This window comes from Synechococcus sp. CCAP 1479/9 (assembly GCF_019038535.1).
Taxonomy (GTDB): domain Bacteria; phylum Cyanobacteriota; class Cyanobacteriia; order PCC-6307; family Cyanobiaceae; genus Cyanobium.
The window spans coordinates 46,597-73,291 of record NZ_JAFKRK010000023.1 but is presented as its reverse complement, the minus strand read 5'-3'; the positions used below and the strand labels follow the sequence as shown (position 1 = coordinate 73,291).

The following is a 26,695-nucleotide window of genomic DNA, read 5'->3' as shown; positions in this document are numbered from 1 at the left end:
CCGCCACCTCAGCCCCTCCCCCCGGGGCCCCGGCGGTCCCGGCCCTCCAGCAGGGCCCGCAGCTTGCGTTCCAGCACCACCGAGGCAGGGACCAGCGTGATCAGGTTGGCGGCGATCACCGGACCGTCGGCCCGCAGCAGGCCGTAGACGGCCCAGGCCAGCACCCCCAGCGTGAACAGGCCATACATCCGCAGCGAGATGGCGCTGGTGTCGCCGCTGCGCACGGTCTTGAGCGCCTGGGGGAACAGGCTCAGGGTGGTGAGTGAGGCGGCGCCATACCCGAGGGCACTCACCGTGAACGACTCCATTGGCGCTGGTCGCTGTGGTGGTCAGCATGACGACATTCCGCCCATCCGGCCATGGCCCTGAGCTTCCGCGAACTGCAGCAGGGGCTGCAGGCCCCGTGGGGCCGGGAGCATGGCGACGCCGGTGGCGGGGCGGGTGCGGATTTCGACCTGCTGATGGTGCCCTCGCTCACCATGGACCCCTCCCAGCTGGCCCTGGTGACGGGCGCCCACCACTACGAGGAGCGCCAGCTGTTCTCCCTGATGCGGCTGCGCAACCCAGGCGTGCAGGTGGTCTATGTGACCAGCAAGCTGCTGCCCGAGCTGGTGGTGGATGCGGTGCTCGAGCTGATGCCGGGGGTGCCCACCTCCCATGCCCGCCGCCGGCTGCACCTGTTCGACACCGACGACGGCTCCGCCCGGCCCCTGACCCAGAAGCTGCTGGAGCGGCCGGCCCTGCTCGGACGGATCCGGGAGCGGCTGCGGCCGGGGCGCAGCTTCATCATCTGCTACATGGTGACCGAGCTGGAGAAGACCCTCTCCGAGCGCCTGCAGGTGCCCCTGCTGGGCACCGATCCGGCCCTGGGCTACTGGGGCACCAAGGCGGGCAGCCGGGAGCTGTTCGCCCGCTGCGGCGTGCCCCACCCCCCCGGCACCGGGCTGGCCCACGGCCTCGATGACCTGGCGGAGGCGGTGACCGACCTTTGGGAGAGCGACCCCGGGCTGGGCGGCTGTGTCGTCAAGCTGAACGAGGGCTTCAGCGGTGAGGGCAATGCCCGCCTCGACTTCACGCCCCTGGCGCTGGCCGGACTGGCCAGGGGCGAGCGGCTCGGGCGGATCCGGCGGGCCCTGGAGGCCCTGCCGATGCCGGCGGCCGGCTGGACGGAGCTGCTGGCCGGCCAGGGGGCCCTGGCCGAGGCCTGGCTGGAGGGTGGCGAGGCGCTGCGTTCCCCCAGCGTGCAGGGCACGATCCACCCCGGCGGGGCGGTGGAGGTGCTCTCCACCCACGAGCAGATCCTCGGCGGCGCCGGCGGCCAGACCTACCTGGGCTGCTGTTTTCCGGCCGCCGAGCCCTACCGGGTGGTGCTGATGGAGCACGGCCTGGCCGTCGGCCGGGCCCTCGCCGCCGAAGGGGCCCTCGAGCGCTTCGGGGTCGACTTCATCGCCCGCCGCTTCGGCGAGCGCTGGGATCTGCAGGCCATCGAGGTCAACCTGCGCCAGGGGGGCACCACCCATCCCTTCATGGCCCTGCGGGCGATCACCGCCGGCAGCCTCGACCCCGCCACCGGCTGCTTCCTTTCCCCCACCGGCCAGCCGCTGCACTACCGCGCCACCGACAACCTCAGCGACCCCCGCCTGCGGGGCCTGATGCCCCTCGACCTGATCGACATCGTGGCCGAGGCCGGCCTCCACTACGATCCGGCCCGCCTGCAGGGCAGCGTGTTTCACCTGCTGGGCTGCCTCTCGGAGTTCGGCAAGCTGGGCATGACCTGCATCGGCCGGGATCCGGAGCAGGCGAGCGCCGTCTACCGCTCCACCGTGGCCGAGCTGCTCGCCGGTGCCGTCGCCCGCAGCGGCGCCGGCCTTCCTGTGGCCGGCGGCTGACGCCCCGGGCCGCGCAGGGCAGGATGGGTCAGGACAGGGGGCGCATGGTCTCGATCACCGACCGCGAAGACGACGGATCCCGGCGTTCCCCCCCGCCCACGGCCCCCGGGCCGCCGATCTGGACCAGCTGGCTGCAGATCGGCCTGAGCTCCATGCTCGCCGTGCTGTTCCTGGTGATCCTGGGCAAGACGCGGGAGCAGGGCCAGCTGCTGATGAAGCTGGAGCAGCGCCTGCAGGGGCTGGAGAACAGCCGCGCCCTCGATCGCACCTCCGTGCTGGAGGAGCAGCAGCGGGCGATGGTGGGGCGCCTCCAGACCCTGGAGGCCGGGGCCCAGCGGCTGGAGGCCCTCGAGCAGCAGCAGGACCAGTGGCGTTCCGCCCTGGCCGACCTGCAGGGCCGGGCGGTGCGGCGTCCCCAGCGGGATCCGGATCTCTTCCCCGCCCCACCGATGCCCTCGGCGGGGCCCGGCGGCCGCCCCGGCCAGGCCCCTGCCGACCGCGGCGACGGCGGCGGCGTGCTTCGCCCCCCGCCGGTGAGCACCCCCTGAGCCCCCTGGGGGGGCCTCAGCCCTTGACGGCGTCGCCGCTGGCGCTGGGCAGGATGTAGCGCTGCAGCAGCACGAACAGCAGCAGCACCGGCAGGATCGAGACCACCGAGCCGGCCGCCACCAGGCGCCAGTCGAGGGAGAAGCTGCTGGCCAGCTGCTGCAGGCCCAGGGGCAGGGTGTAAAGGGTGGGGTCGTCGAGAATGATCAGCGGCCAGAGGAAGTCACTCCAGGTGCCGATGAACACGAACATCGCCAGGGTGATCAGGTCGGCCCGGGCCGCCGGCAGCATCACGTTCCACCATTCGCCGATGGGGGTGCAGCCATCGATCCGGGCCGCCTCCTCCAGCTCCACCGGCACCGCCAGGAAGCTCTGGCGCAGCAGGAAGATGCCGAAGGCCGTGGCCGCCTGGGGCACGATCAGGGCCCAGAGGGTGTTGCGCAGCCCGATCTGCACCATCAGCAGGTAGAGGGGGATCATCACCACCTGGAAGGGGATCAGGATCGTGGCCACCACCAGGGCCAGCACCAGCCCGCGGCCCTTGAAACGCATCCGCGCCAGGGGGTAGGCCGCCAGGGAGCAGAACAGCAGGTTGGCCAGCACCGCCAGGGCGCTGACGATGGTGCTGTTGAGCAGGTAGGTGCCCATCGGGTTGGCGGCGAACAGGCGCCCGTAGGCCTCCAGGCTCGGCTGGCTGGGCAGCAGGGCCGGAGGGCTGGTGAAGATGTCCTCCGCCGGCCCCTTGAGGGAGGTGCTGACCAGCCACAGCAGGGGCAGCAGCAGCAGCACCGCCACCAGCAGCAGCAGGGCGAGCTGCAGCCCGGTGGCCAGTGGGGAGCGGTTGGGGGCGTTCACAGACGTGGCAGTTCCGCCACCGGAAGGGCCGTCTTCTGGGGATGGAGCGGAGCGCGCTGGCTGCCGGAGACCAGCCGGTTGAGGGCGTTCACGAAGGCCTGGGCCGCCGCCACGACGATGTCGGTGTCGGCCGCATGGCCCGAATAGAGCACCCCCTGATGGCGCAGGCGGATGGTCACCTCGCCCATGGCGTCGATGCCTTCGGTGACGGACTTGATGCTGAACTCCACCAGCTCGTTCGGCACCTGGGCCAGGTGGTTGAGGGCCTGGCAGACCGCATCCACCGGCCCGGTGCCGATCGCCGCTTCGGTCAGGTCGATGCCATCGCCATCCCGCAGGGTGACGGTGGCCGTGGGCTGCAGGTTGGTGCCGCAGCTCACCTGCACCGACTGCAGGGCATAGCGGGGCTGGTCCTGCTGCTGCACCTGCTCGCTGACGATCGCCTCCAGATCCCGGTCGGTGATCTCCCGCTTACGGTCGGCCAGCTCCTTGAAGCGGGCGAAGGCGTCGTCGAGGTCGGTGCGCTCCAGGGTGTAGCCGAGCTCCTCGAGCCGGGCCCGGAAGGCGCTGCGGCCCGAGAGCTTGCCGAGGGAGAGGCGGTTGTCGGCCAGGCCGACGGTGCGGGCGTCGATGATCTCGTAGGTGAGCCGGTTCTTGAGCACCCCGTCCTGGTGGATGCCGGACTCATGGGCGAAGGCATTGGCGCCCACGATCGCCTTGTTGGGCTGCACCGCCATGCCGGTGAGGTTGGAGACCAGCCGGGAGGTCTTGGTGATCTCCTCGGTGCGCACGTTCGTGAGCGGGTCGCGCTGGTCGGCCGGCCGGCCGAGGAAGGGGTTGAAGTAGCTGCGGCGCACGTGCAGCGCCATCACCAGCTCCTCGAGGGAGGCGTTGCCGGCCCGTTCACCGATGCCGTTGATGGTGCACTCCAGCTGGCGGGCGCCGTTCTTGACGGCTTCGAGGAAGTTGGCGACGGCCAGACCGAGATCGTTGTGCCCATGCACCGAAATCACCGCCTGGTCGATGTTGGGCACCGAGCGGTTGATGCCGGCGATGATGGCGCCGAATTCGGCCGGGGTGGTGTAGCCCACCGTGTCGGGAATGTTGATGGTGGTGGCGCCGGCGTTGATCGCCGCCTCGATCACCTCGTGCATGAACTCAGGGTCGCTGCGGCCGGCGTCCTCGCAGGAGAACTCCACGTCGTCGACCAGGGAGCGGGCATAGGCCACCATCTCCGCGGTGATGGCGAGCACCTCGGCGCGGGTTTTGCGGAGCTTGTGCTCCAGATGGATGTCGCTGGTGGCGATGAAGGTGTGGATGCGCCGGCGGGCTGCCGGGGCCACGGCGTCGGCGCAGGCCTTGATGTCGCCGCTGGCGGCCCGGGCCAGGCCGCAGATCACCGGGCCATCGGGGGTTCCGACGGTGGCGGCGATGCGCTGGACGGCGTGGAAATCGCCGCTGCTGGCGAAGGGGAAACCGGCCTCGATGATGTCGACCCCCAGGCGGGCCAGCTGCTGGGCGATCGCGAGCTTCTCCTCCAGGTTGAGGCTGGCGCCGGGGGACTGCTCCCCGTCGCGGAGGGTGGTATCGAAGATCAATACCCGGCCGGGATCGCGGGCCATGGGGTTAGGCGGAACAGCTATGAGTTAGGCCCACTCTACGGGCCGGAAGACCCGGCTCCGGGAGCGGAACGTACAGTGGCGCCACAGAGGGTTTCCCCATGGCCGCAGGCGATCTGGCCCTGGTGTTGCATGCCCACCTCCCCTACGTGCGCTCCGGAGAACCCGGTTCGCTCGAGGAGGACTGGTACTTCCAGGCCCTACAGGAATGCTATCTGCCGCTGCTGGAGGTGCTGGAGCGGGCGGCCGCCGATCCGCAGCAGCGGCCCAGGCTCACCCTCGGCCTTTCTCCCACCCTGCTGTCGCTGCTGAGCGACCGGACCCTCAACGGCCGCTTCCCGGCCTGGCTGGCCCTGCGCCGCATCCTGCTCGACGGGGCCGATCCCGACCTGGAGGTTCCGGCCCGGGAGCTGAAGGGCACCCTCTCGGCCATCGAGGCCCAGTGGCGGGAGATGGAGGGGGATCTCCTGCCCCGCTTCCGGCGGCTGCAGGAGCAGGGGGTCCTGGATCTGATCACCTGCGGGGCCACCCACGGTTATCTGCCCCTGCTGCGGGATTCACCGGAGGCGGTGCGGGCCCAGCTGCTCACCGCCGTGCGGGAGCACCAGCGGCTGCTCGGCCAGCGGCCCCTGGGCATCTGGCTGCCGGAGTGCGCCTACTACGAGGACCTCGACCGGCTCCTGGCCGAATGCGGCCTGCGCTATTCCCTGCTCGACGGCCACGGCCTGCTCCATGGCCTGCCCCGTCCCCGCTACGGCGTCTATGCGCCGATCTGCTCCCCGGCGGGGGTGGCCTTCTTCGCCCGTGACAGCGAATCCACCCTGCCGGTGTGGAGTGCCAGCCAGGGCTACCCGGGCGACGGGGCCTACCGGGAGTTCCACCGCGACCTGGGCTGGGACCTGCCGGAAGCGGACCTGGAGGCCCAGGACATCCACGACCGCCGCCCCCTCGGGCTCAAGCTGCACCGCGTCACCGCCCAGGGCTGCCCCCTGGACGCCAAGGCGCCCTACGACCCCCAGCGGGCGGCCGAGCGGCTGAAGGAGCACGCCGAGGCCTTCCTGCGGGGCCGCGCCGCCCAGATGGGCCAGCTGGCGGCCACGATCGAGCCGCCGCCGCTGCTGGTGGCGCCCTTCGATGCGGAGCTGTTCGGCCACTGGTGGTTCGAGGGGCCCCAGTTCCTGGCCGAGCTGTTCCGCCAGGGCCCGGCCCTGGACGTGCGCTTCACCCACCTGCGCGACGTGCTCAGCGAAGGGCGGGCCCTGCAGGTCTGCCGGCCGGCCCCCTCCAGCTGGGGCCAGGGGGGCTACCACGACTACTGGCTCAACGACACCAACGCCTGGGTGGTGGCGGAGTGGCAGCGCGCCTCCCGGGCCATGGTGCAGCGGGTGAACCGGGGCGTGGGCAGCACCGCCCAGCGGGCCCTGCTCACCCAGGCGGGGCGCGAACTGCTGCTGGCCCAGAGCTCCGACTGGAGCTTCATCCTGCGGGCCGGCACCACCACCGGCCTGGCGCGGGAGCGGATCCGCCGCCACCTCGATCGCTTCTGGCGGCTGATCGATGCCCTCGAGCACGGCACCGACCTGCCCCGGGAGTGGCTGGTGGGGGTGGAGCGGGAGGACGGGCTGTTCCCGCAGCTCAACGCCGCCGACTGGGCGACCAGGGCCTAGCGGGCCTCACCCAGCCCCGGTCAGAGAATCTGATCCAGGAAGCGGCGGGTGCGCTCGTGGCTGGGGTTGGTGAAGAACACCTCCGGCTCGGCCTCCTCCACCACCTCGCCGTCGGCCATCAGCACCACCCGGTGGGCCACGTGGCGGGCGAACTTCACTTCGTGGGTCACCACCACCATGGTGATGTCGTCGGCGGCGAGATCCTGCATCACCTCCAGCACCTCCCGCACCATCTCCGGGTCGAGGGCGCTGGTGGGTTCATCGAACAGGAGGATGCGCGGTTCCATGCACAGGGCCCGGGCGATTGCCACCCGCTGCTGCTGACCCCCCGAGAGCTGGCCGGGATACTTGCCGGCCTGTTCGGCGATGCCCACCCGCTCCAGCAGGGCCCGGGCCTGCGTCTCCACCTCCGCCTTGGGACGCTTGCGCACCAGCACCGGCGCCAGCGTCAGGTTGTCGAGCACCGAGAGGTGCGGGAACAGGTTGAACTGCTGGAACACCATGCCCACCTCCCGGCGGATGGCGTCGATGTTGCGCAGGTCGTTGGAGAGGACGATGCCGTCGACGGTGATGCTGCCCTTCTGAAAGTCCTCCAGGGCATTGAAGGTGCGGATGAAGGTGCTCTTGCCCGAACCCGAGGGGCCCATGATCACCACCACCTCGCCCCGCCGCACGGTCAGGCTGGCGCCGCGTAACGCCTGGAATCCGTTGGGATACCACTTCTCGACGGCCCGCGCCTCGATCATCAGTTCGCTGCTGGGTTGGCTCATGGGGCGGGACGTGGGATCGGAGCTGGGGAGGAGGGAAAGGGGAACGCGGCTCAGGTGGCGGAGGGCACGGCGTGGGGATCAAGCCGGCGCTCCAGGGCCCGGCTGCCCAGTCCGAGGGCAGCACAGCAGCCCCAGAACAGCACCGCCAGGGTGAGATACACCTCACCGTTGCGGCCCAGGAAAGCCGGATTGGCCATCACGGTGCGGGCCGTGCCGAGCAGTTCCAGCAATCCGATCAGCGACAGCAGGGTGGTGTCCTGCAGGAGTGAGATGAACTGGCCCACCATGGCCGGCAGGGCCACCCGCAGGGCCTGGGGCAGCACCACGTGCTGCAGGGCCTTCGGGTAGGAGAGGCCGAGGGAGCGGGCGGCTTCCAGTTGGCCCCGGGGCACGGCCGCCAGGCCGGAGCGCACCGCCTCCGCCAGGTAGGCGGCGGCGAAGAAGGTGAGCACCCAGGCCGCCCGCCAGACCCGCTCGGGTGCCAGGCCGCCGGGCAGCAGGAAGCCGAGGATGTTCTGGCCGAGGAACAGCAGGGTGATCAGCGGCGCGCCGCGGATGAACTCGATGTAGAGCACCGAGCCCCAGCGCAGCAGGGGCAGCTCGCTGCGGCGTCCCAGGGCGAGCAGCACCCCGATCGGGAAACAAAGCAGGATCGCGAAGCTGGAGGCCAGCAGGGTGAGCAGCAGGCCACCCCATTCCGAAGGGGACACGGTGACCAGGCCCAGGCCGCCGCTGATCAGCACCATGCCCACCAGGTAGAGCAGGGGCCACACCAGGGCGGCGAGCCGCCGGCCGGTGGGCGAAAGGTTCGCCCCGTAGCGGCCGGCCAGCCAGCGGCAGAGGCCCAGCAGCAGGAGGAGCCCCCACCAGCGGGACTGGATGGCCAGGGTCAGTCCGAGGGCCGAGGGCAGGGCCAGGGCGATCAGGGCGAGCAGCACCAGGGCCAGCCGGTCGTTGCGTGGCCACAGCACGCCGGTGCGGTCCGGGCGGGGGTGGGCGCGCAGCAGGCCCCAGGTGGCGCCGCTGGCGGCCACCAGCAGGGCGGTGAGCAGCCAGAGGCGCCACTGCTGCTCGATCGGGTAGCGGCCCACGGCGAACAGGGTGCTGTTGACCTTCACCACGGCCCACTGGGCCTGGGTGAGGGCCCAGCGCAGGAACCCGAAGGCCCCCAGGCTGAGCAGCGTGATCAGGACCAGGCTCAGCGCCGCGTCGGCGGGGGTGGCGAACAGTTCGGCGCGCAGCCGTCTGAGGAGGGCGTTCATCTCAGCGCTCCCGGATCTGGACCAGGTGGTTGAGACCGTTCATCAGGGCCGAGATCAGCAGATCGAGGGTGAGGTAGGCCGCCAGCAGCACCAGGATCACCTCCACGGCACGGCCGGTCTGGTTGAGGGTGGTTTCGGCCACGGAATAGAGGTCGGTGTAGCCCACCGCCACGGCCAGGGAGGAGTTCTTGGCCAGGGAGATGTACTGGGTGTTGAGCCCCGGCACGATCACCCGCAGGGACTGGGGCAGGACGATGCGGCGCAGGGTGGCGAACCAGCTCAGCCCCAGGGAGGAGGCCGCCTCCCACTGGCCCTTCGGCACGGCGGCGATACCGCCCCGCACCACCTCGGCGATGAAGGCGCCCGAGTAGACGATCAGGCCGGTGATCAGGGCGCCGAACTCGACGCTCAGCCGCACCGGCGCCTGCCAGACCCCGTTGACGAGGCTGGGCCCCATCCAGCGCAGCCCCTCGCCGAACCCGGCGATGTAGAGCCCCGATTTGGCCAGCACCACGCCGGGCAGCTGGATGGCCGCCATGCCGTTCGGCAGGGTGAGGAACACCACGAAGTACCAGAACACCAGCTGCAGCAGCAGGGGGATGTTGCGCACCACCTCCACGTAGACCCGCGCCAGCCGCCGCAGCAGGCCGTTGTGGCTGTAGGAGGCCATCCCCACCAGGGTGCCCAGCAGGGTGGCCCCCACCAGGCCCACCAGCACCGCCCGGATCGTGTTGACCAGACCGGCGGCCAGGGCTCGCCAGTAGGGCAGCTGGGCATTGAAGGGAATCACCGATTCCGAGATGTCGAAGCCGGCGGGCTGCTGCAGCCAGCGCCAGCTCAGCAGCAGGCCGGCGGCGGTGAGGTTGCGGATCAGATTGCCCAGCAGGAAGGCAATCAGCAGCAGCACCAGCAGTCCCACCACCGCCTGCACCACCCAGGGCACGATGCGGCGGTCGCGCCACCAGGGCGGCGATGGCGGAGTTGGTGGAAGAGGGGCCGGGTCGGCGGTGGGCACCGGCGCCATCAACGGAAGGGCGGCGAGTAGATCAGGCCGCCGTCCTTCCACTGGCGGTTGAGGCCGCGGTCGAGCTTGAGGGCGGAGGCGGGCCCCACGTTGCGATCGAAGATCTCGCCGTAGTTACCCACGGCCTTCACCGCCTTGACCACGAAGTCGGGCGGCAGGCCCAGCTGCTTGCCGAAGTCACCCTCCACCCCCAGGAAGCGGCGCAGGTCGGCCTGGTTGGTGTTGGCCTTGGCTTCGGCCAGCTTGGCGTCCACGTTCGCCTGGGTGATGCCGCTCTCCTCGGCCTGCATCAGGCCGAACACGATCCAGCGCACCGCATCGGCCCAGGCGGGATCACCGTTGGTGGTGGCGGGGGTGAGGGGCTCCTTGCTCATCACCACCGGCAGCAGGGTGTGGGCGTCCGGTTTGGGGAAGCTGGTGCGCTTGCCCGCCAGCTGGGAACGGTCGCTGGTGACGGCCACGCAGCGGTCGCCGAGGTAGGCGGCGAAGGTCTGGTCGCTGGTCTGGAACTTCAGCGGCGTGTAGGGGATGTTCTGCTCCCGCATCCGGTCGGCCAGGTTGAGCTCGGTGGTGGTGCCGCTCTCGACGCAGATCGGCTTGCCGGCCAGGCCCTTGAGGTCCTTGATGCCGCTGGCCACGGGCACCAGCACCCCCTGGCCGTCATAGAAGGTGGTGGGGGCGAAGCTGAGGCCGTTGCCGCCGGCCGCGTCGCGGCTCAGAGTCATGGTGGTGTTGCGCGAGAGCAGGTCCACCTCGCCGCTGGCCAGGGCGGCGAAACGCTCGCTGGAGTTCAGGTCCCGGTATTCCACCTTGTCTGGATCCCCCAGCACCGCGGCGGCCACCGCCTTGCAGACATCCACATCCAGGCCCAGGTACTTGCCGTCCGGGCCCACGAAGCTGAAGCCGGGCAGCTTGCCTTCCACGCCGCAGATCAGCTTGCCCCGCCCCGTGATCGTGGAGAGCTTCTGGCTCTGCACGCCGCCACCATCGCCGGCGCAACCGGCGAGCAGGCCGGCGGCACAGAGGGAAACCACCAGGGAGCGGGTCCGGGTCCGGAACATGCCTGCGACGTAAAGGTGGCCGCATTGTTGCAGGTGCGCGCCGGTGCAGGTAGGCCCTGAGGAACCTCCTCAGCGGAAGGGGGGCGCGATGTGCAGACCGCCCTTGTTCCAGAGCCGGTTGAGGCCCCGCTCCAGGCCCAGGGGGGTGGCGCGGCCCAGGTGCCGCTCGAACAGCTCGCCGTAGTTGCCCACCGCCTTCACCACCCGCACCGTGAAGTCGGCGGGCAGGCCCAGCTGGCGGCCGAAATCCCCCTCCACCCCAAGGAAGCGGCGTGCTTCGGCCTGGCTGGGGTCCCGTCGGGCCGCGGCGAGGCGGGCCTCGATGTTGGCCTGGGTGAGGCCGCTCTCCTCCGCCTGGACCAGGGTGTGGGTGACCCAGCGCACCGCATCGGCCCAGGCCGGATCGGCCTGGATCGTCACCTTGGCGCTGGGCTCCTTGCTCAGCAGTTCGGGAAGCAGCACGTGGGCCGCCGGCTGCTTGAAGCCGCTGCGCTTGGCCGCCAGCAGGGAGCTGTCGCTGGTGATGGCGGCGCAGCGACCCTGCTCGTAGGCGGGGTAGGCCTGCTCGCCCGACTGGAACCGCAGCGGCTGGTAGGCGACCCCCAGTTCCCGCATGCGATCGGCCAGGTTGAGCTCGGTGTTGGTGCCGCTCTCGACGCAGATCGGCTTGCCCGCCAGCTCCCGCAGGCTGCGGACACCGCTGGCCGCGGGCACCATCACCCCCTGGCCGTCGTAGAAGAACACCGGGCCGAAACTGAGGGCATTGCCGCCGGGGGCGTCGCGGCTGAGGGTGTGGGTGGAGCTGATCGAAAGCAGGTCGACTTCACCGCTGCCCAGGGCCACGAAGCGCTCCCCCGCCGTAACCGGGCGGAACTCCACCTTGCTGGGGTCCCCGAGCACGGCGGTGGCCACCGCCCGGCAGAAATCGGCGTCGATGCCCACGAAGGCTCCGCCGGGCCCCACCGTGCTGAAACCGGGCACCGCCCCGTCCACGGCGCAGACCAGCCGTCCCCGCTCGCGGATCTTGGCCATGGTGGGGCTGCCGGGGGCGTCGTTGCCGGCGGCGCAGCCCATCAGGGCACCGAGCACCGCCAGCGCCAGCAGGCCCGCTTTGGTCATCCCGGCAGGATCACCCGGTCGATCACGTGCACGATGCCGTTGTCACAGACGATGTCGGCGGAGACAACGGTGGCGTTCTTGACCTCGAAGGGCTCGGCCCGGCGGATCGCCACCGGCGCCCCCTCCAGGCTCTCCCATTCCGGCTGCTCAATCAGTTGCTCCCGCCGGTAGGCCCCGGAGAGCACATGGAATTTGAGGATCCGGGCCAGCTGGGGGACGTTGTCCACCAGGGTCTGGACCGTGCCGGGGGGCAGGGCGGCGAAGGCGTCGTCGACGGGGGCGAAGACGGTGAAGGGGCCGGGGCTCTCCAGGGCGCCGGTGAGTCCGGCCACCTCGACGGCGGTCAGCAGGGTGGCGAAGCAGCCGGCACCCTTGGCGGTTTCGATGATGTTGGCCATGGGGGTCTCCTAGCGGTAGTCCGGGGTCTGGATCTGGGGCAGGCGTGCCTCGGGGCGCAGGAAGCGGTCCATCTGGGCCTCGAAGAAGCGTCGGTTGGCCATCAGGTGTTCCGGATCGGTGTCATCCAGCGGATAGAGCAGAGCGCAGCGCAGGGCCTGGATCACCGCCGAGGTGACGTTGTACATGGAGCGCTGGAAGGTGATCCCCAGCTGGATGAGCTTGTCCTCATCGCCACGCTTGTGCTGCTTGTAGAGCTCCTCCAGATAGGGCGGCAGGAAATGCAGCATGTCCTGCATCAGCAGGGTGGGAGGGATGCCGGCCGAGCCCACGGGGAACACGTCGGCATAGAGGATGCCGTAGTGGAACTCGGCCTGATCGGCAGGCACCTGATAGGCCTGGGCGTTGTAGCTCTTGGTGCCGCGAAATGGCGCCGTGCGATAGAAGACCGCCTCCACGTAGGGGAGAGCCGCTTCATAGAGCCAGGTAAAGCCTTCGCTCTTGGGGATGATCTCGAAACACTCGCCCTTGATGTAGACGTGGTGATAGATGGGCCGGCCCGCCACCGCGAAGATGCCGTTCACCAGGAAGTTCATGGCGTCGGGAACACCCTTGAAGCCTCCCTCGTCGTAGATGTCGCTCATCTCGAAGAACACCGGCGCCATCACCTCCCAGAACAGGCCGAGGTTGGCGTAGTAGCTCATCTTCTTCACCTGCTCCATGAACATCTCAGGGAACAGGCGATAGAGGCCCAGCATCAGCGGATTGCCGCGGAAGTAGGCCTTGATGGCGCGATCGGCGTTGGCCCGGTAGGCGTCACTGGCGAGATAGTCGTAGAAGCGGCCGCCCATGCCCTGATGCCAGAGCATGGCTTCCATGCACGCCTCGGCGAACTCCATGTTGATCCGGTCGTGCCAGAGGTGATGGAGCAGCTTCGACATCTTGCCGGTTTCGCCCTTCTCCATGAACTCCAGCAGTTCAGGATGGGCCTTTTCACCACCACGCCAGATCCGCAGCTTCGATTGATCGCCGGCGTAGGAATTGGGGAGATCGAGATACTCCTGGGTGGGAAAGTACTTGAAGGCCGGCAGGGGATCGAGAAACACCTGCTCGGCGATGTAGAGCAGGTCGCGCCAGTAGAAGTCCATCGGCACGGCATAGGCCTTGTAGATGCCGATGATCTGCATCAGGTTCTCCGGCGTGTCCGGCAGCATCGAGCCGCCGGCCTCCAGCCGGTGGATCACATCGGCATAGCGATGGGTGGAGGGCGGGATCAGGGGAGCGGTGATGGGCTCGGGGGCCGTGGCGTTGGGGGGCGTCATGACGTGAGCAGCTCCGAGGCGGAAGGGAGGGTGACGGCGACCAGGGGGGAGGCGGTGGCGGCAAGGGTGAGGGGCTGGGCGGCATCCCGGCTGAGGAAGGGCTGGGTGCGCAGGGCCAGGGCAGTGGATTCGGTCTCACTCCAGCCCGTGAGGGCCGTAGGCCAGAGGCCCGCCGCGATCACCAGAACGGTGAGGGCCATGGCCGGCGCCCGCTCGCTCCAGCAGGTGGAGCTCCAGTCGGCGCGCTCGTTGTCGAGGCGGCCGAAGCCCACCCTGTTGAAGAGGCGGATGGCGTAGACGGCGGTGAAGCCCGAGGCGATCAGGCTGACCAGGGTGGCGCGGGGGAATGTGGTCCAGCTGCCTTCGAACACCAGCAGTTCCGCTGGGAAGCCAGCCAGGCCGGGGATGCCGGCGGCCGCCATCATGGCCAGCAGCAGCATGCCCATGGTGAACGGCAGTCCCCGCAGGGGGTTCATCAGGCCCGAGAGGTCGGGGATGGCGGTGGTGCCGGTCTTGCGCTCGATCAGCCCCACGCAGGCGAACAGGAGGGCCACGATGATGCCGTGGGCGAGCATCTGGGCCACCGCCCCCTGCAGGCTGAGGGGGGTAGCCGCCGAGAGCCCAAGCACCAGCAGGCCCATGTGGCCGAGGGAGCTGAAGGCCATCAGGCGGCGGATGTCGCTCTGGGCGATGGCGTTGAGTGCCCCGTACACCGCGCTGATGGCACCGGCGGCGGCGATCCAGGGCGACCAGGCGGCCCAGATGTCCGGAAGGAAGCCCACGCCGAAGCGCAGCAGGCCGTAGGCGCCCAGCTTGGAGACGGAGCCCGCCAGCAGCATCACCACCGGTGTGGGGGCCTGGCCGTAGGTGAAGGGCTGCCAGCCGTGCAGGGGAAAGACGGGAAGCTTCAGGCCGAAGGAGAGCAGCAGCAGGGCCAGGATCCAGCGTTGGGCCGTGGGGGAGAAGTGGGCCTGGCGAAGATCCTCGAAAGCGAAGAGCGGACCGGCGGGATTGAACCAGGCGAAGGCCAGCACGGCCGCCAGCAGGGCCAGGCCGGAGACGGCGCTGTAGAGCAGGAAACGCACGGCGGCACCGGCCCGTTTCTCGCCCCCCCAGACCGCCACCAGCAGGGTGATCGGGATCAGCACCAGCTCGAAGGCCAGGAGGAACAGCAGGGCATTGCGGGCCAGCAAACCGGCCACCACACCCAGGTTGGTGGCCAGCATCAGGGAGAAGAACAGCCGCGGCCGGGACTGGTCAGCCGCTGCCGAGAGGATCGAAAGCGACGTGATCAGCGCGGTGAGCAGCACCAGCGGCAGCGAGAGGCCATCCAGACCGAGATCGAGCCGGAGCCCGAGTTTCGGCAGCCAGGACAGCTGCAGGTCGGCGGGGGGGTGCTGCCAACAGAGCAGGCCCACCAGGAGCTGAAGGGCGCCGAACAGGGCCGCGATGCCGCGGACCCGAACGGAAGGAACGGTTGCCGGCAGCAGGGGCAGCAGCAGGGTGCCGGCCAGGGGTGCGGCCAGGAGAAGCAGGAGCGAGGACGATCCCATCAGCGGAACGGGCGAACGAGTTCGGACGGAACGGAAGGGGCGGAGGCCAGCAGCCAGGCGGCCATCAGCAGCACCCCGAGAAGGAGGGTGAGGGCATAGGCCTGGGTGCGGCCGGAGGTGGTGAAGCTGAGCCGGCGTGCACCCTCGAGGGCGGCACTGCCGGAGGCACCACTGAAGCCCTCGAACACCCGGTCATCCGACCAGGCGCTGAGCCGGGCCAGGGCCACCACCAGCCACACCACGGTGCGGTGGTAGAAGCGCTCGGTCTGCATGTCGTGGGCCAGCCAGTCCTGCAGGCCGCCGAGGGCTGCGGGCAGATGGGCCAGGGGATGGGGCCGCAGGTAGAACACCGCCGAGAGGCCGCCGCCCACGAGGGTGGAGATCAGCAGGGGCACCGCCAGCGGACCCCAGCCCGGAAGGGGGGACAGGGCGAAGACGCCGTTGATCACCATCAGCTGCGGCAGGTGCAGCACCAGACCCATGAGCACGAAGGTGGGCAGGGCCATCAGCCACAGCACCTCCGGGGAGCGGGTGGTGAACACCGACGGACGCCCGCCCCAGATCAGACCGAACACCCGGATCAGGCCGGCGCTGATCAGGGCATTGGTGAGCAGCACCAGGCAACCCAGCAGCAGCGGATGGGAGCTCTCGGCCGTGAGCTCCATGAGCTCGCGCAGGGCGGCGAAGCCACCGAACGGCGGCAAGGCCATCAGGCCGGCGGCGCCTGTGAGGAAGGCCAGGCCCATCAGCGGACGCTTGCTCCACAGGCCCCCGAGCTGGGTGAGGTCCTGGGTGACGTTGGTGATCACGATGGCGCCGATCACCATCAGCATCAGGGCCATCGGCAGGGGATACACCAGCATCAGGTGATCGGCCACGCTGATGCCGCCCAGACCCACCGCCACGAACAGCAGGCCGAGCCAGCTGCTCACCAGGAAGGAGAGGGCGCGCTTCACATCGATCTGGGCGAGGGCGATCAGGGAGGCCACCAGCGCCGTGGTTCCGCCCACGATCACGAGCACGGTCTGCACCAGGGGGCTCAGTTCGATCAGGGGCTCGAGACGCAGCAGCACCCAGGCGCCGCCCACCACCACCACCGAATTACGGAGCACGGTGGAGGGTAAGGGGCTCTCCATGGCCTCATCGAGCCACAGGTGCAGGGGGATCTGGGCGCACTTGCTCATCGGCCCGGCGATCAGGGCCAGCAGGATCACGGGCAGAAACTGGGGAAGGGGGTTGCCGTTGTTGATCTGATCGGCGGCCCAGGCCTGCAGACCGTGGAAGTTCCAGGTGCCGGTGATCGGCAGCAGGGCGATCAGGCCCGCCAGCAGGATCAGGTCGCCGATCCGCTTGGTGAGGAACGCATCGCGCGCGCCCTTGACCACCAGGGGTTGGTTGTACCAGGTGCCCACGATCAGGTAGGTCCCCAGGGTGAGCAGCTCGAGGATCACATAGCTGAAGAACAGCGAGTCCGTGAGCACCAAGGCGCACAGACCGGCCTCGAAGAAGCTCAGGGACCCGAAGAACCGGGGCCAGCCCCAGTCCATCTCCAGATAGCCGATGGCGTAGATCTGCACCAGCACATGCAGGCCGGTGATCACCGTCATCGCGATCAGGGCCGGCTCGGTGATCAGGCCGTCGAAGCCCACCTTGAGCCCGGCGGTCTCGAGCCAGGTCCAGCCGAAGGCGAGGGGCTTGTAGAGAGCGGCCGCACCGGCGGCGGAATTGGAATGCAGCGCCATCAGGGCGGCGGCGCTGTGGACGAAGGCCACGCTCACCAGGGTGAGGTTGAGATAGCCGCAGGGGCGTGGGCCCGTGCGTGAGATCAGCCCCGGAGACCAAAGCAGCGACAGCAGGGACGCCACCAAGGGGTAGAGCGGAACCAGCCAGGCCGTCTGGGCGAAGAACAGGGTCATGGCGGGAGAACGGTCGGGACCGGAGATGGCCCGCGTGGTGGCGAACACTAAGATCCCAGGCGCCTGGCGGTGGCCTTTCCAGGAAGGAAAGACCTATGGGTTCACCAAGCACTCGTTATCAGTCGGCCGGGGGCGGTTCGGGGCTCAGGCGTCGGCGCTGCGGCGGCGGCGCCAGAGCCGCCACACCTTCTCCAGCTCCAGGTAGAGGAAGAACAGCAGACTGAAGCCCACGCAGATGCCCAGGTCGCGGGCCGAGAGGGGAACGGTGCCGAAGAATTTGGCCAGCACCGGCACGTAGAGGAGCGACAACTGCAGCAGGGTGGTGAACACCACCGCCCCCAGCAACCAGGGGTTGGTGAAGGGGTTCACCTGCACCAGGGGACGGTCGCTGCGGCACGCCAGCGCGTGGCCCATCTGGGCCAGGCACAGCATTGTGAAGACCATCGTCTTCCATGGACCATCGGGCCCACCGGACCTGTAGGCCAGCACCATCATCGTGATTGTGATGGCGGCGAACACCACGCCGATGCGCAGGATGTAGCTGCCGATCCCGCGGGCGAAGATCGACTCGCCCGGTTCGGCTGGGGGGCGCTGCATCAGGCCGGCTTCGCCGGGCTCGAGGGCCAGGGCCAGGGCGGGGACGCCGTCGGTGACCAGGTTCATCCAGAGGATCTGGATGGGGGTCATCGGCACCCCCACCAGCCCCAGCAGCGGGGCCGAGGCGATGGTGATCAGCTCGCCGACGTTGCTGCCGAGGATGTACTTGATGAAGCGGCGGATGTTGGCGTACACCAGGCGGCCCTGCTCCACCGCGTTGACGATCGTGGCGAAGTTGTCGTCGAGGAGCACCATGTCGGAGGCCTCCTTGCTCACCTCGGTGCCGGTGATGCCCATGGCCACCCCGATGTGGGCCTGCTTCAGGGCCGGGGCATCGTTGACGCCGTCGCCGGTCATGGCAACGATCTGCCCCAGGCCCTGGAGGGCCTTGACGATGCGCAGCTTCTGCTCCGGAGCCACCCGGGCGTAGACGTTGCAGCGGCCCACGATCGCGGCCAGCTGGCCGGCATCGGCCTCCTCCAGCTGGCGGCCGAGCACCACCTCGGCACTGTCGTCCACCAGGCCGATGTTGACGCCGATGGCCCGGGCGGTGAGGGGATGGTCGCCGGTGATCATCACCGGCCGGATGCCGGCCTCGCGGCAGCGGGAAACAGCCAGCGCCACCTCGGGGCGGGCGGGATCCAGCTGGGCCATCAGCCCGAGCAGCACCTGGTGCTCCAGTTCCTGTTCGGGGCTGGGGTGGTGGGGCGCGCAGGCGAAGGCGAGCACCCGCAGGCCGGAGGCGGCCAGGTCCCTGGCCTGCTCCAGCCACCACTGGCGCTGGTCGTCGCTGAGGGCCGCCACGCCGGAGCCGTCGAGCCAGCGGTCACAGGTGCTCAGAATCACCTCGGGGGCCCCCTTGCTGATCATCAGGGTGGCCGAACCGGCGGCACTGGCCCCCAGGGGGGCCTGCAGGCTCCCCTCGCGGTCCTGGACCCAGACGGCCATCAGCTGGCGTTCGGAGCTGAAGGGGATCTCCGCTTCCCGCTTGTAGTGACTGCGCAGGGCGAAGCCATCGAGATCGGCCTTCGCGGCCGCCACCACCAGGGCCCCCTCGGTGGGATCCCCGAGGATCTCCCAGCGCCCGTCGGGTTCCTGCTTGAGTTCGGCGTCGCTGCAGAGGACACCGGCCTGCAGCAGCAGATTCCGGCCACCTGCGGCAAGGCCGCCCGCGGCACCCGCTGGTGGGGCCAGGTCGGTGGCGCGGAACTCCCCGTGGGGGTCGTAACCGTTGCCGCTCACCGCCAGGGCCGTGGTGCCGCTGCGCAGCTCCTGCACCACCTGGCGGTTGAGGGTGAGGGTGCCGGTCTTGTCGGTGCAGATCACCGTGACCGAGCCCAGGGCCTCCACCGCCGGCAGACGCCGGATCAGGGCGGCCCGCTGCACCATCCGCTGGGTGCCGATAGCCAGTGTCACTGTGATCACGGCCGGCAGACCCTCGGGCACGATCGCCACCGCCATCGACAGGGCCACCTCCAGCAGGTCGAGCAGGCGCTGGCCCAGCAGCCAGCCCAGCAGCACCACCGCGGCCACCAGGGCCAGGGCGGAGCCCACCAGCACGTTGGCCAGGCCATCGAGCCGTTCCTGCAGCGGTGTGGTCTCGCCACCCGCGGTGTTGATCATCTCGGCGATCTTGCCCAGTTCGGTCTGCATGCCCGTGGCGGTGACCACCGCCAGGCCGCGGCCCCGCACCACCTCGGTGCCCTGGAACAGGCAGTTCTGGCGCTCCAGGACTGGGGTGGTGGGTTCGAGCACCAGCACGGCCAGCTTGTTCACCGCTTCGGCCTCGCCGGTGAGGGCCGCCTCCCGCAGGCCGAGCTCGGCCACCTCCAGCAGGCGGGCATCGGCGGGCACCCGATCGCCCGCCTCCACCCGGATCAGGTCCCCGGGCACTAGCTGCTCGCTCGGCAGACGCTCCCAGATGCCGTCCCGGCGCACGGTCACCAGGGGCTGGGCCATGTCGCGCAGGGCCTGCAGGGCCTGCTGGGCGCGGCTTTCCTGCAGGTAGCCCAGCAGGGCGTTGAGGCCCACGATCAGCACGATGGCGATCGCATCCTTGGGGAACCGCTGTGCGGCGTAGGCCACACCGGCGGACACGGCCGCCACCGCCAGCAGCATGATCAGCATCACGTTGCTGAACTGGTCCCAGAGGATGCGCAGGTTGCTGCGCCCGGCCTTGAGCTCCAGCCGGTTGGGCCCGAGCCTGGCCAGGCGTTCGGCGCACTGGGCCGTGCTCAGCCCTTCGGTGCTGGCCTCGAGCGCCTGCAGGCAGGCCTCAGGCGCCAGGGCGTGCCAGGGGCTGGCGGCAGGGGAAGGGGTCAACGCGGCAGTTAACGAATCGCTCAAACATTAGTCAGAGGAAGCGATGGCTTTTGTCAGCCAGGCGCGCCCGGCGGGGCGGACGTGATGCGACCCAGCCGCCGCTCCAGCAGCAGCAGGCCCACCACCGTGGTGACGGTCACCATCAGCACCAGGGACGAGAACTGGACGGCATCGATCAGGCCCTGATTCAGGGCCGTGGTGGCGAACACCAGCCCCGGCAGGCCCCGGGGGATCAGGCCGAACACCACCAGCCAGCGGTCGACCCCCGCCCGCCGGTCGTGGCGGTCGATGCCCAGGCCGCAGGCCAGCTTGCTGAGCAGGGCCATCACGATCAGGACCGCCGCCAGGCCCCAGGCCGCCGGCTGCAGCAGGGTGCCGGCGCTGATCCGCATCCCCACACTGATGAAATAGAGGGGCAGGAACACCTCCGAGAGCACGGTCAGCACCCGCTGCACCTCCCCCTCCACGGGCCCCAGCCGGGCCATCAGCACCCCGCCCCAGAGGGCGCCGAGCAGGCTGGTCAGGCCGCAGGCCTCCCCCACCCAGGCCGAACCGATCAGCAGCATCAGGATCGCCAGCGCGCTGGTGGGCCGCCGGCTGTGGTGGCGGGCCCAGTGGGACACCGCCAGCCAGCTCAGACCCGCCAGCAGCACGCCCACCAGCGGCCCGCCCCAGCCGATGCCATGGGTTCCCAACCGCAGGCCGGCGCTGGCGGTGGCGATCGCCAGCAGGGCGATGGCTGGCAGATCATCGAGGACCGACACCCCCACCAGCATCCGGCCCGAGGGGGTCTGGATGGCACCCCGCTGGGCGAGGACCCGCAGGGTCACACCCGTGCCGGTGGCACTCAGCACCGCCAGGCACAGCAGGGTGGTGGGGATGGACAGGTCGAACAGGGTCCTGAGGGGCCAGAAGGCCAGCAGCGGCGTGCAGAAGCTCAGCGCCACCGTGCGCAGGATCGCGGCCCGGCGGGAGCTGAGCAGGTCGCCGCGCACCTCCAGGCCCACCTGGAAGAACAGGGTGAGCACCCCCAGCTCCGTCAGGCCGCTCAGGGGCGCCATGGCCTTGAACGGCACCACGGTGTTGCCGAGGATGAAGCCCATGACCAGTTCCAGGATGATCGCCGGCACGGCCAGGCGTGCCATCCAGCCTTCCGAGAGGCGTGCCAGCAGCACGCCGATCAGCAGGATCAGGAGGGTGCTGAGCAGGGAAGGGTGAGCCATGGCTCTGATCAACCCAGGCGAACCATCTGGGGATTCGGCGACGCTGGGTGGATTCGGAAACAGACCTAGCGTCCTAGTCCATCCTGCGGAAGAGCCCCGGCTGCATGCTCATCCTTGACAACCTGCGACGGCGGCTGATCGGCACTCCCCTGCCCACCAGTGCCCACCACGAGGAGCGCTACAGCAACGCCGAGGCCCTGGCGATCCTCAGCTCCGACGCCCTCTCCTCGGTGGCCTACGCCACCCAGGAAATCGTGCTGGTGCTGGGGATGGGTGGGGCGGCGGCCCTGCCTTTCACCCTGCCGATCACGGTGCTGATCGTGGGACTGATGCTGATCGTGGCCAGCAGCTACCGGCAGACGATCAAGGCCTATCCGCACGGGGGCGGCTCCTACCGGGTCTCGCAGCAGAACCTCGGCCAGACGGCGGGTCTGGTGGCCGGCGCCTCCCTCTCGATCGACTACGTGCTGACGGTGGCCGTGAGTGTGGCCGCCGGCATCTCGGCCCTCACCTCCTATTTCCCATTGCTGGAGCCCGAGCGGGTCCCCCTCTGCCTGTTGGCGGTGCTGCTCGTCATGCTGGCCAACCTGCGTGGCGTGAGCTCCAGCGCCCGATTTCTGAGTGTGCCCACCTATCTGTTCATGGGCGCCGTCGTCACCCTGCTGGTGGCGGGGTTCTTCAAGACGGGACTGGGCCTGCTGCCACCCCTGCCCCTGGCGGAGCAGCAACGGCTGCTGGAGGCCGCCCACCAGGGCAGCCAGGGGCTGCAGGCGATCGGGCCGGTGCTGCTGATGCGGGCCTTCAGCTCCGGTTGTGCCGCCCTCACCGGCATCGAGGCCATCAGCGACAGCGTCTCCGCCTTCCGCCCGGTGGAGTGGCGCAACGCGCGGCGCGTCCTGGTGGTGATGGTGCTGATGCTGGCGGGCATGTTCAGCGGCATCAGCGCCCTGGCCCACCAGAGCGGCCTGGTGGTGGAGGAGAACGGGCCCACGCTTCTGTACCAGCTGGGGGAGCGGATCTTCGGCGATGGGCCGCTGCTGTTCGTGCTGCAGCTGGCGACGCTGCTGATCCTGCTGCTGGCCGCCAACACCGCCTATGCCGATTTCCCCCGGCTGGCGGCTTTCCTGGCCCAGGACGGCTTTCTGCCCCGTCAGCTCAGCTCCCTGGGCGACCGGCTGGTGTTCAGCAACGGCATCTTTGCCCTCAGCGCCATGGCGGCCCTGTTGCTGGTGATCGTGGATGGCAGCGTCAGCCGCCTGATCCCCCTCTATGCGGTGGGTGTGTTCATCAGCTTCACCCTGTCCCAGGCCGGGATGGTGGTGCATTGGTGGAAGCTGCGGGATCGGGGCTGGCGCTCCCGGGCGCTGATCAACGGCATCGGCGCAGCGATCACCGCCGTGGTGGCGGTGATCCTTCTGATCAGCAAATTCACCCACGGGGCCTGGGTGGTGGTGGTGGCCATTCCGTTGCTGGTGGCGATGTACCTGCGCATCCGCACCCACTACAACCATGTGTCGAAGCGCCTGCGGATGGGCTCCGACGTCCGACTGAAACTGCCGCCTTCGCCTCCGAACGGAGCTGGCACCCCCACGGTGGTGCTGGTGGGCCAGCTGCACCGCGGCACCTTCGAGGCCCTCTGTTTTGCCCGCAGCGTCGCCAGCGACCTGGTCGCCGTGCATGTGGATCTCGGTGATGGCCGTGCCGAGGCCTTCCGCCAGCAGTGGAACCGCCAGGTGCCGGATGTCCATCTGGAGGTGCTGGAGTCGCCCTATCGCTCCCTGGTAGATCCGGTGGTCGATTTTGTGGGCCGCTTTGAGCGCCAGCACCACAAGGGTCGTCTGTCCTTCTGCCTGGTGGTGCTGCCGGTGTTCGTCACCCGCCACCGCTGGGAGAACCTGTTGCATAACCAGTCGACGATCCGCCTGCGGCGCGCCCTGCGCGAGCACGGCACCCGGGTCGTCACTACGGTCGGCTTCTACCTCTGAACGGCCCGATGCAAGCGTTCCTCGCGGTCGCCGCCACGCCGGAAGGCCTGATCACCCTGGCGGTGTTCGCTGGGGCGATGGTGCTGTTCGTCACCGGCTGGCTGGCTCCGGAGGTCACCGGCCTGCTGGCGGCCGCCCTGCTGGTCAGTTTCAAGGTGCTCAAGCCCGATGAGGCGGTGCAGGGCTTCGGCAGCCCCGCCCTGATCACCCTGATGGGCCTGTTCGCCGTCTCCGCCGGGCTGTTCCGCAGCGGTGGCCTCGACCGGCTCCGGGCCCTGATCGGTTCCGATGCGGTCCGCAGCCCCAAGCGGATGATCGCCCTGATGGTGGGGGTGGTGGCCCCCATCTCCGGCTTCATCCCCAACACCCCGATCGTGGCCACCCTGCTGCCGGTGATCGAGGGCTGGTGCCATCGCCGCGGCGTCTCCCCTTCCAAGGTGCTGCTGCCCCTCTCGTTCGCCACCGTGCTGGGCGGCACCATCTCCCTGCTCGGCACCTCCACCAACCTGCTGGCCAGTGATGTGAGCCGCCAGCTGGGTTTCGGCTCCCTGGAACTGTTCAGCTTCACGGCCATCGGCATCCCCGTGTGGCTGCTGGGGGGGCTGTACATGGTGCTGGTCTCCGACCGGCTGCTGCCCGACCGCGGCCAGGGGGATGAGGACCTGCTGGGCGGACTCGCCCGCGACGGCTATCTCACCGACGTGCTGATCCCGGACCAGTCCGAGCTGATCGGCCAGTCGCTGCACAACAGCCGCCTGCAGCGGCGCTTCGACGTGGACGTGCTCGAGCTGCACCGGGGCCAGGAGAGCTTCAGCGCCCCCCTGGCCGACCTGCCCCTGCAGGCCGGCGACCGGCTGCTGCTGCGCTGCAACCGGGACAACCTGCTGCGTCTCCAGCAGGAGCACACCGTCACCCTTGCCCCGATCGGCGAGCAGGAGGAGGATCTGCGCGAGCTCTCCGGTGAGACCACCTCCCCCCAGCGGGTGGTGGAAGTGCTGCTGCCCAACGGTTCCACCCTGGCCGGGGCCAGCGTGCGGGACATGCGCTTTCGCCAGCGCTACAACGCCACCCTGCTGGCGGTGCGGCGCGGCAACCAGGTGCTGCGCGAGCTGCTGGGCCGGGTGGTGCTCCAGGCCGGCGATGTGCTGCTGCTCCAGGCCCCCGTGGATGCCATCCGCGGCCTGCAGGCCAACAACGACCTGGTGCTGCTCGACGAGCTCGAGAAGGACCTGCCCACCACCGATCGCAAGCTCATCGGCATGGTGATCGCGGGGCTGATGATCCTGCTGCCGATGCTCAAACTGCTGCCGTTGATGGCCGCGGTGCTGCTCGCCATGGTGGCGATGGTGGCCACGGGCTGCCTGCGTTCCGGTGAGCTGCTGCGTTCGATCCGCTGGGACGTGATCCTGCTGCTGGGCTCCCTTTCCTGCTTCAGCGTGGCGATGCAGAAGACCGGCCTGGCGGAGGCCCTGGCCACCGATCTGCTGCGCTCCCTCAAGGGCTGGCCGGCCTACGGGGTGCTGCTGGTGGTGTTCGTGCTGGGACAGCTCTTCACCGAGGCCCTCAGCAACGGCACCACCGTGGTGCTGCTGATCCCGATCGCCACCGAGCTGGCCAAGGGGCTGGCGTTGCCGCCCATGGCCTTCATCTTCGCCATCACCTTCGCCGCCAGCCAGAGCTTCCTCACCCCGATCGGCTACCAGACCAACCTGATGGTGTTCGGCCCCGGTCGGTATCGCTTCCTGGACATGGCCCGCTACGGGGCACCACTCACGATCACCCTGGCCCTGGTGGTGCCCTGGCTGATCTGTCGGCACTTCGGCCTGTAGGCCCCGCAGGCACCGGTCGGGTTCAGGGCGTGCGCCTCAGGCCTCCCCGTTGCCGCAGTGAATCGCCGAGGGAGAGCAGCAGCAGCACGATGCCGATCAGGCCCGTGACCCATTCGGGCAGATGGAGATCGTGCTGCTTCAGGACGATCCCGGCCAGCATCAGCACCCCCAGGGCGCCGATGGCGTAGTGGGCGCCATGCTCCAGGAACACCAGCTGATCGAGCGCCTTCTCCCGGCTGAGCATCAGGGTGAGGGAGCGGATGAAGAGGGCCCCGAGGCCCAGGCCGGTGATGATCAGGCCCAGGTTCTGGGTGATGGCGAAGGCGCCGATGGTGCCGTCGAGGCTGAAGGAGGCATCCAGCAGTTCCAGGTAGAGCAGGCTGGCCAGCCCACCCCCGGCCGCCAGCCGCAACCCCGCCTGCTCCTCATCGCCGAAGGCCTCGGCCAGGGAGGTGCTCAGCAGCTGCAGCACCAGACCGATCACGCCGCTGATCATCACCTCGGCCCGCAGGCGCTCCGGCAGGGCGGCAACGAGCAGCAGCAGCAGGATGAGGGCCAGGGCCACCTCCAGGGCTTCCACCCGGCCGGCGGCGCTGAGGCGGCGCTCCAGGGGACGGACCCAGTGGAGCGTTTTGGCCTCATCGAAGAAGTAACGCAGGAACACCATCAGCAGGAACAGGCCACCGAAGGCGAGGATCCTGGGCTCGGCCAGCTCCAGCAGGTCCCGGTAGCGCTCCGGGTGGTGCAATGCCGCATCGAGGGCGGTGCCCATGCCGACGCCACCGGCCAGGGAGACCATCACCAGGGGGCCCGCAAAGCGCACGCCGAAGACAGGAATCACCAGACCCCAGGTGAGGAAGAAGCGCTGCTGGCCGGGCGTCAGCCGATCGAGCACCCGGGCGTTCACCACCGCGTTGTCGAAGGAGAGGGAGATCTCCAGCAGCAGCAGCACCAGGGTGATCCAGGCCGCCTCGAGGCCATGCAGGCCAAGCACAATCGCCAGCCCCCCGGCGCAGCAGGCCAGGGGCACCAGCAGATAGCGCAGATATCGCATCAAGGGGAGCTCTCTTCGGCCCCATCGTCCAGCTGACGCTCTTCAAACCGGGAGATCAGCATCGGAATCGCCAGCAGCACCACCACCAGCACCAGGGCCCCGAGGCCGAACTGCACCACCCCCCCCACCATGCGCTCGAAGGGGATCCAGCGCCCACCGAGCCAGGCCAGGCTCACCATCGTGCCCGCCCAGAGCACCGCTCCGAGGCAGTTGAACAGCACGAAGCGGCGGTAGGGCATGTGCACGGCCCCGGCCAGGGGGCCGGCCAGCACCCGCAGCACCGCCACGAATCTGCCGATCAGCACCGACTTGCCGGCATGGCGCAGGAAGCTGGTCCGCAGGGACTCCATCTGCTCGGGGGAGCGGCGCAGCAGGCGCCCGACCCGCAGCACCAGGCCCCAGCCGGCACGGCGGCCCACCCAGTAGCCGAGGTTGTCCCCCAGGATCGCGCCGCCGGCCGCCGCCGCCATCACGCCGAAGACATTGAGATGGCCGCTGCCGGCGGCATAGCCGCCAAGCAGGGTGACGGTCTCCCCGGGCAGGGGCAGGCCGGCGTTCTCCAGCAGCATGGCGCCGAACACCACCCAGTAGCCCCAGTGCTGGAGCAGGGACTCCAGGGCGGTGGTGCTGATGGTCCCGTCGAAGAAGGCCAGGGGCCAGGCCATCGCAACGTGGAAGGTCTTCAG

Annotated in this window: 21 protein-coding genes; 5 read left to right on the top strand and 16 right to left on the bottom strand. The window is 69.6% G+C overall.

Translation table 11 applies throughout. The annotated features are described in order from the left end of the window. Nucleotides 1-8: 8 nt before the first annotated feature. Nucleotides 9-308, bottom strand: a complete 300-nt coding sequence (locus tag KUG38_RS09410; protein ID WP_216920853.1) for a SemiSWEET family sugar transporter — start codon at nt 306-308, stop codon at nt 9-11. A 51-nt stretch (nt 309-359) separates the two neighbouring features. Between KUG38_RS09410 and KUG38_RS09405 the strand changes: the two genes are divergently transcribed. Continuing rightward, entirely contained in the window at nt 360-1,889 is a 1,530-nt protein-coding gene (locus KUG38_RS09405) for a peptide ligase PGM1-related protein (protein ID WP_216920852.1), read from the top strand. Nucleotides 1,890-1,933: 44 nt separating this feature from the next. Next, nucleotides 1,934-2,437, top strand: a complete 504-nt coding sequence (locus KUG38_RS09400; RefSeq protein ID WP_216920851.1) for a hypothetical protein — start codon at nt 1,934-1,936, stop codon at nt 2,435-2,437. Nucleotides 2,438-2,453: 16 nt separating this feature from the next. Here the strand turns inward: KUG38_RS09400 and KUG38_RS09395 are convergent, their stop codons facing one another. Together KUG38_RS09395 and KUG38_RS09390 are read right to left on the bottom strand one after the other, a co-directional pair. Continuing rightward, nucleotides 2,454-3,290: a carbohydrate ABC transporter permease gene (locus tag KUG38_RS09395; RefSeq protein ID WP_094586056.1), complete on the bottom strand. Its 837-nt coding sequence runs from the start codon at nt 3,288-3,290 to the stop codon at nt 2,454-2,456. Continuing rightward, entirely contained in the window at nt 3,287-4,912 is a 1,626-nt protein-coding gene (locus KUG38_RS09390; RefSeq protein ID WP_216920850.1) for a 2-isopropylmalate synthase, read from the bottom strand. Before KUG38_RS09390 ends, KUG38_RS09395 begins: the two co-directional genes overlap by 4 nt. A gap of 98 nt (nt 4,913-5,010) precedes the next feature. On the opposite strand from KUG38_RS09390, the gene KUG38_RS09385 reads away from it, so the two are divergent. Continuing rightward, nucleotides 5,011-6,576 carry a glycoside hydrolase family 57 protein gene (locus KUG38_RS09385; protein WP_216920849.1) on the top strand — a complete coding sequence of 522 codons (1,566 nt, stop codon included), beginning with the start codon at nt 5,011-5,013 and terminating at the stop codon, nt 6,574-6,576. A 20-nt stretch (nt 6,577-6,596) separates the two neighbouring features. On the opposite strand, the gene KUG38_RS09380 is transcribed toward KUG38_RS09385, so the two are convergent. The 11 genes from KUG38_RS09380 to KUG38_RS09330 all read right to left on the bottom strand — a co-directional run bounded on the left by KUG38_RS09380 (nt 6,597) and on the right by KUG38_RS09330 (nt 21,141). Then, nucleotides 6,597-7,346: an amino acid ABC transporter ATP-binding protein gene (locus KUG38_RS09380; RefSeq protein ID WP_286195849.1), complete on the bottom strand. Its 750-nt coding sequence runs from the start codon at nt 7,344-7,346 to the stop codon at nt 6,597-6,599. A 50-nt stretch (nt 7,347-7,396) separates the two neighbouring features. Continuing rightward, complete coding sequence (locus tag KUG38_RS09375) at nt 7,397-8,608, bottom strand: amino acid ABC transporter permease (protein WP_216920848.1); 1,212 nt, start codon at nt 8,606-8,608, stop codon at nt 7,397-7,399. A 1-nt stretch (nt 8,609) separates the two neighbouring features. Continuing rightward, entirely contained in the window at nt 8,610-9,632 is a 1,023-nt protein-coding gene (locus KUG38_RS09370) for an ABC transporter permease subunit (RefSeq protein ID WP_216920847.1), read from the bottom strand. Next, nucleotides 9,632-10,693, bottom strand: a complete 1,062-nt coding sequence (locus KUG38_RS09365) for an amino acid ABC transporter substrate-binding protein (protein WP_216920846.1) — start codon at nt 10,691-10,693, stop codon at nt 9,632-9,634. The genes KUG38_RS09370 and KUG38_RS09365 overlap by 1 nt, the downstream gene beginning before the upstream one ends. A 69-nt stretch (nt 10,694-10,762) precedes the next feature. Beyond that, nucleotides 10,763-11,812, bottom strand: a complete 1,050-nt coding sequence (locus KUG38_RS09360) for an amino acid ABC transporter substrate-binding protein (protein ID WP_216920844.1) — start codon at nt 11,810-11,812, stop codon at nt 10,763-10,765. Further along, nucleotides 11,809-12,210 (bottom strand): fasciclin domain-containing protein, encoded by a 402-nt coding sequence (locus KUG38_RS09355; RefSeq protein WP_216920843.1) that lies wholly within the window; start codon nt 12,208-12,210, stop codon nt 11,809-11,811. The genes KUG38_RS09360 and KUG38_RS09355 overlap by 4 nt, the downstream gene beginning before the upstream one ends. 9 nt (nt 12,211-12,219) lie before the next feature. After that, entirely contained in the window at nt 12,220-13,530 is a 1,311-nt protein-coding gene (locus KUG38_RS09350) for a CO2 hydration protein (protein ID WP_216920841.1), read from the bottom strand. Then, the gene (locus tag KUG38_RS09345) at nt 13,527-15,083 is read right to left on the bottom strand and encodes an NADH-quinone oxidoreductase subunit M (protein ID WP_216920839.1); all 1,557 of its coding nucleotides are present in this window, start codon (nt 15,081-15,083) and stop codon (nt 13,527-13,529) included. Before KUG38_RS09345 ends, KUG38_RS09350 begins: the two co-directional genes overlap by 4 nt. Continuing rightward, a complete protein-coding gene (locus KUG38_RS09340) occupies nt 15,083-16,999 on the bottom strand; it encodes an NAD(P)H-quinone oxidoreductase subunit F (RefSeq protein WP_216920912.1) in 1,917 nt (638 codons plus the stop codon). The genes KUG38_RS09345 and KUG38_RS09340 overlap by 1 nt, the downstream gene beginning before the upstream one ends. Before the next feature lie 144 nt (nt 17,000-17,143). Beyond that, entirely contained in the window at nt 17,144-19,918 is a 2,775-nt protein-coding gene (locus KUG38_RS09335) for a cation-translocating P-type ATPase (RefSeq protein ID WP_216920838.1), read from the bottom strand. Nucleotides 19,919-19,971: 53 nt separating this feature from the next. After that, on the bottom strand, nt 19,972-21,141 hold the full coding sequence (locus KUG38_RS09330; protein WP_216920836.1) for a cation:proton antiporter: 1,170 nt from the start codon (nt 21,139-21,141) through the stop codon (nt 19,972-19,974). Between the two features lie 104 nt (nt 21,142-21,245). Between KUG38_RS09330 and KUG38_RS09325 the strand changes: the two genes are divergently transcribed. Continuing rightward, complete coding sequence (locus tag KUG38_RS09325) at nt 21,246-23,126, top strand: APC family permease (protein ID WP_216920834.1); 1,881 nt, start codon at nt 21,246-21,248, stop codon at nt 23,124-23,126. An 8-nt stretch (nt 23,127-23,134) separates the two neighbouring features. Beyond that, nucleotides 23,135-24,955, top strand: a complete 1,821-nt coding sequence (locus KUG38_RS09320) for an SLC13 family permease (RefSeq protein WP_216920833.1) — start codon at nt 23,135-23,137, stop codon at nt 24,953-24,955. Nucleotides 24,956-24,977: 22 nt separating this feature from the next. Here KUG38_RS09320 and KUG38_RS09315 read toward each other — a convergent pair whose 3' ends face one another. After that, on the bottom strand, nt 24,978-26,009 hold the full coding sequence (locus tag KUG38_RS09315) for a DUF475 domain-containing protein (protein WP_216920831.1): 1,032 nt from the start codon (nt 26,007-26,009) through the stop codon (nt 24,978-24,980). After that, nucleotides 26,009-26,674: a DedA family protein gene (locus KUG38_RS09310; RefSeq protein ID WP_216920829.1), complete on the bottom strand. Its 666-nt coding sequence runs from the start codon at nt 26,672-26,674 to the stop codon at nt 26,009-26,011. The genes KUG38_RS09315 and KUG38_RS09310 overlap by 1 nt, the downstream gene beginning before the upstream one ends. Nucleotides 26,675-26,695: the final 21 nt, after the last annotated feature.

Excerpts from the sequence above, each read along its gene's own strand:
- KUG38_RS09410 (WP_216920853.1), bottom strand. The coding sequence starts at position 308 with ATGGAGTCGTTCACGGTGAGTGCCCTCGGGTATGGCGCCGCCTCACTC.
- KUG38_RS09405 (WP_216920852.1), top strand. The coding sequence starts at position 360 with ATGGCCCTGAGCTTCCGCGAACTGCAGCAGGGGCTGCAGGCCCCGTGG.
- KUG38_RS09400 (WP_216920851.1), top strand. The coding sequence starts at position 1,934 with ATGGTCTCGATCACCGACCGCGAAGACGACGGATCCCGGCGTTCCCCC.
- KUG38_RS09390 (WP_216920850.1), bottom strand. The coding sequence starts at position 4,912 with ATGGCCCGCGATCCCGGCCGGGTATTGATCTTCGATACCACCCTCCGC.
- KUG38_RS09385 (WP_216920849.1), top strand. The coding sequence starts at position 5,011 with ATGGCCGCAGGCGATCTGGCCCTGGTGTTGCATGCCCACCTCCCCTAC.
- KUG38_RS09380 (WP_286195849.1), bottom strand. The coding sequence starts at position 7,346 with ATGAGCCAACCCAGCAGCGAACTGATGATCGAGGCGCGGGCCGTCGAG.
- KUG38_RS09375 (WP_216920848.1), bottom strand. The coding sequence starts at position 8,608 with ATGAACGCCCTCCTCAGACGGCTGCGCGCCGAACTGTTCGCCACCCCC.
- KUG38_RS09370 (WP_216920847.1), bottom strand. The coding sequence starts at position 9,632 with ATGGCGCCGGTGCCCACCGCCGACCCGGCCCCTCTTCCACCAACTCCG.
- KUG38_RS09365 (WP_216920846.1), bottom strand. The coding sequence starts at position 10,693 with ATGTTCCGGACCCGGACCCGCTCCCTGGTGGTTTCCCTCTGTGCCGCC.
- KUG38_RS09360 (WP_216920844.1), bottom strand. The coding sequence starts at position 11,812 with ATGACCAAAGCGGGCCTGCTGGCGCTGGCGGTGCTCGGTGCCCTGATG.
- KUG38_RS09355 (WP_216920843.1), bottom strand. The coding sequence starts at position 12,210 with ATGGCCAACATCATCGAAACCGCCAAGGGTGCCGGCTGCTTCGCCACC.
- KUG38_RS09350 (WP_216920841.1), bottom strand. The coding sequence starts at position 13,530 with ATGACGCCCCCCAACGCCACGGCCCCCGAGCCCATCACCGCTCCCCTG.
- KUG38_RS09345 (WP_216920839.1), bottom strand. The coding sequence starts at position 15,083 with ATGGGATCGTCCTCGCTCCTGCTTCTCCTGGCCGCACCCCTGGCCGGC.
- KUG38_RS09340 (WP_216920912.1), bottom strand. The coding sequence starts at position 16,999 with ATGACCCTGTTCTTCGCCCAGACGGCCTGGCTGGTTCCGCTCTACCCC.
- KUG38_RS09330 (WP_216920836.1), bottom strand. The coding sequence starts at position 21,141 with ATGGCTCACCCTTCCCTGCTCAGCACCCTCCTGATCCTGCTGATCGGC.
- KUG38_RS09325 (WP_216920834.1), top strand. The coding sequence starts at position 21,246 with ATGCTCATCCTTGACAACCTGCGACGGCGGCTGATCGGCACTCCCCTG.
- KUG38_RS09320 (WP_216920833.1), top strand. The coding sequence starts at position 23,135 with ATGCAAGCGTTCCTCGCGGTCGCCGCCACGCCGGAAGGCCTGATCACC.
- KUG38_RS09315 (WP_216920831.1), bottom strand. The coding sequence starts at position 26,009 with ATGCGATATCTGCGCTATCTGCTGGTGCCCCTGGCCTGCTGCGCCGGG.
- KUG38_RS09310 (WP_216920829.1), bottom strand. The coding sequence starts at position 26,674 with ATGGCCTGGCCCCTGGCCTTCTTCGACGGGACCATCAGCACCACCGCC.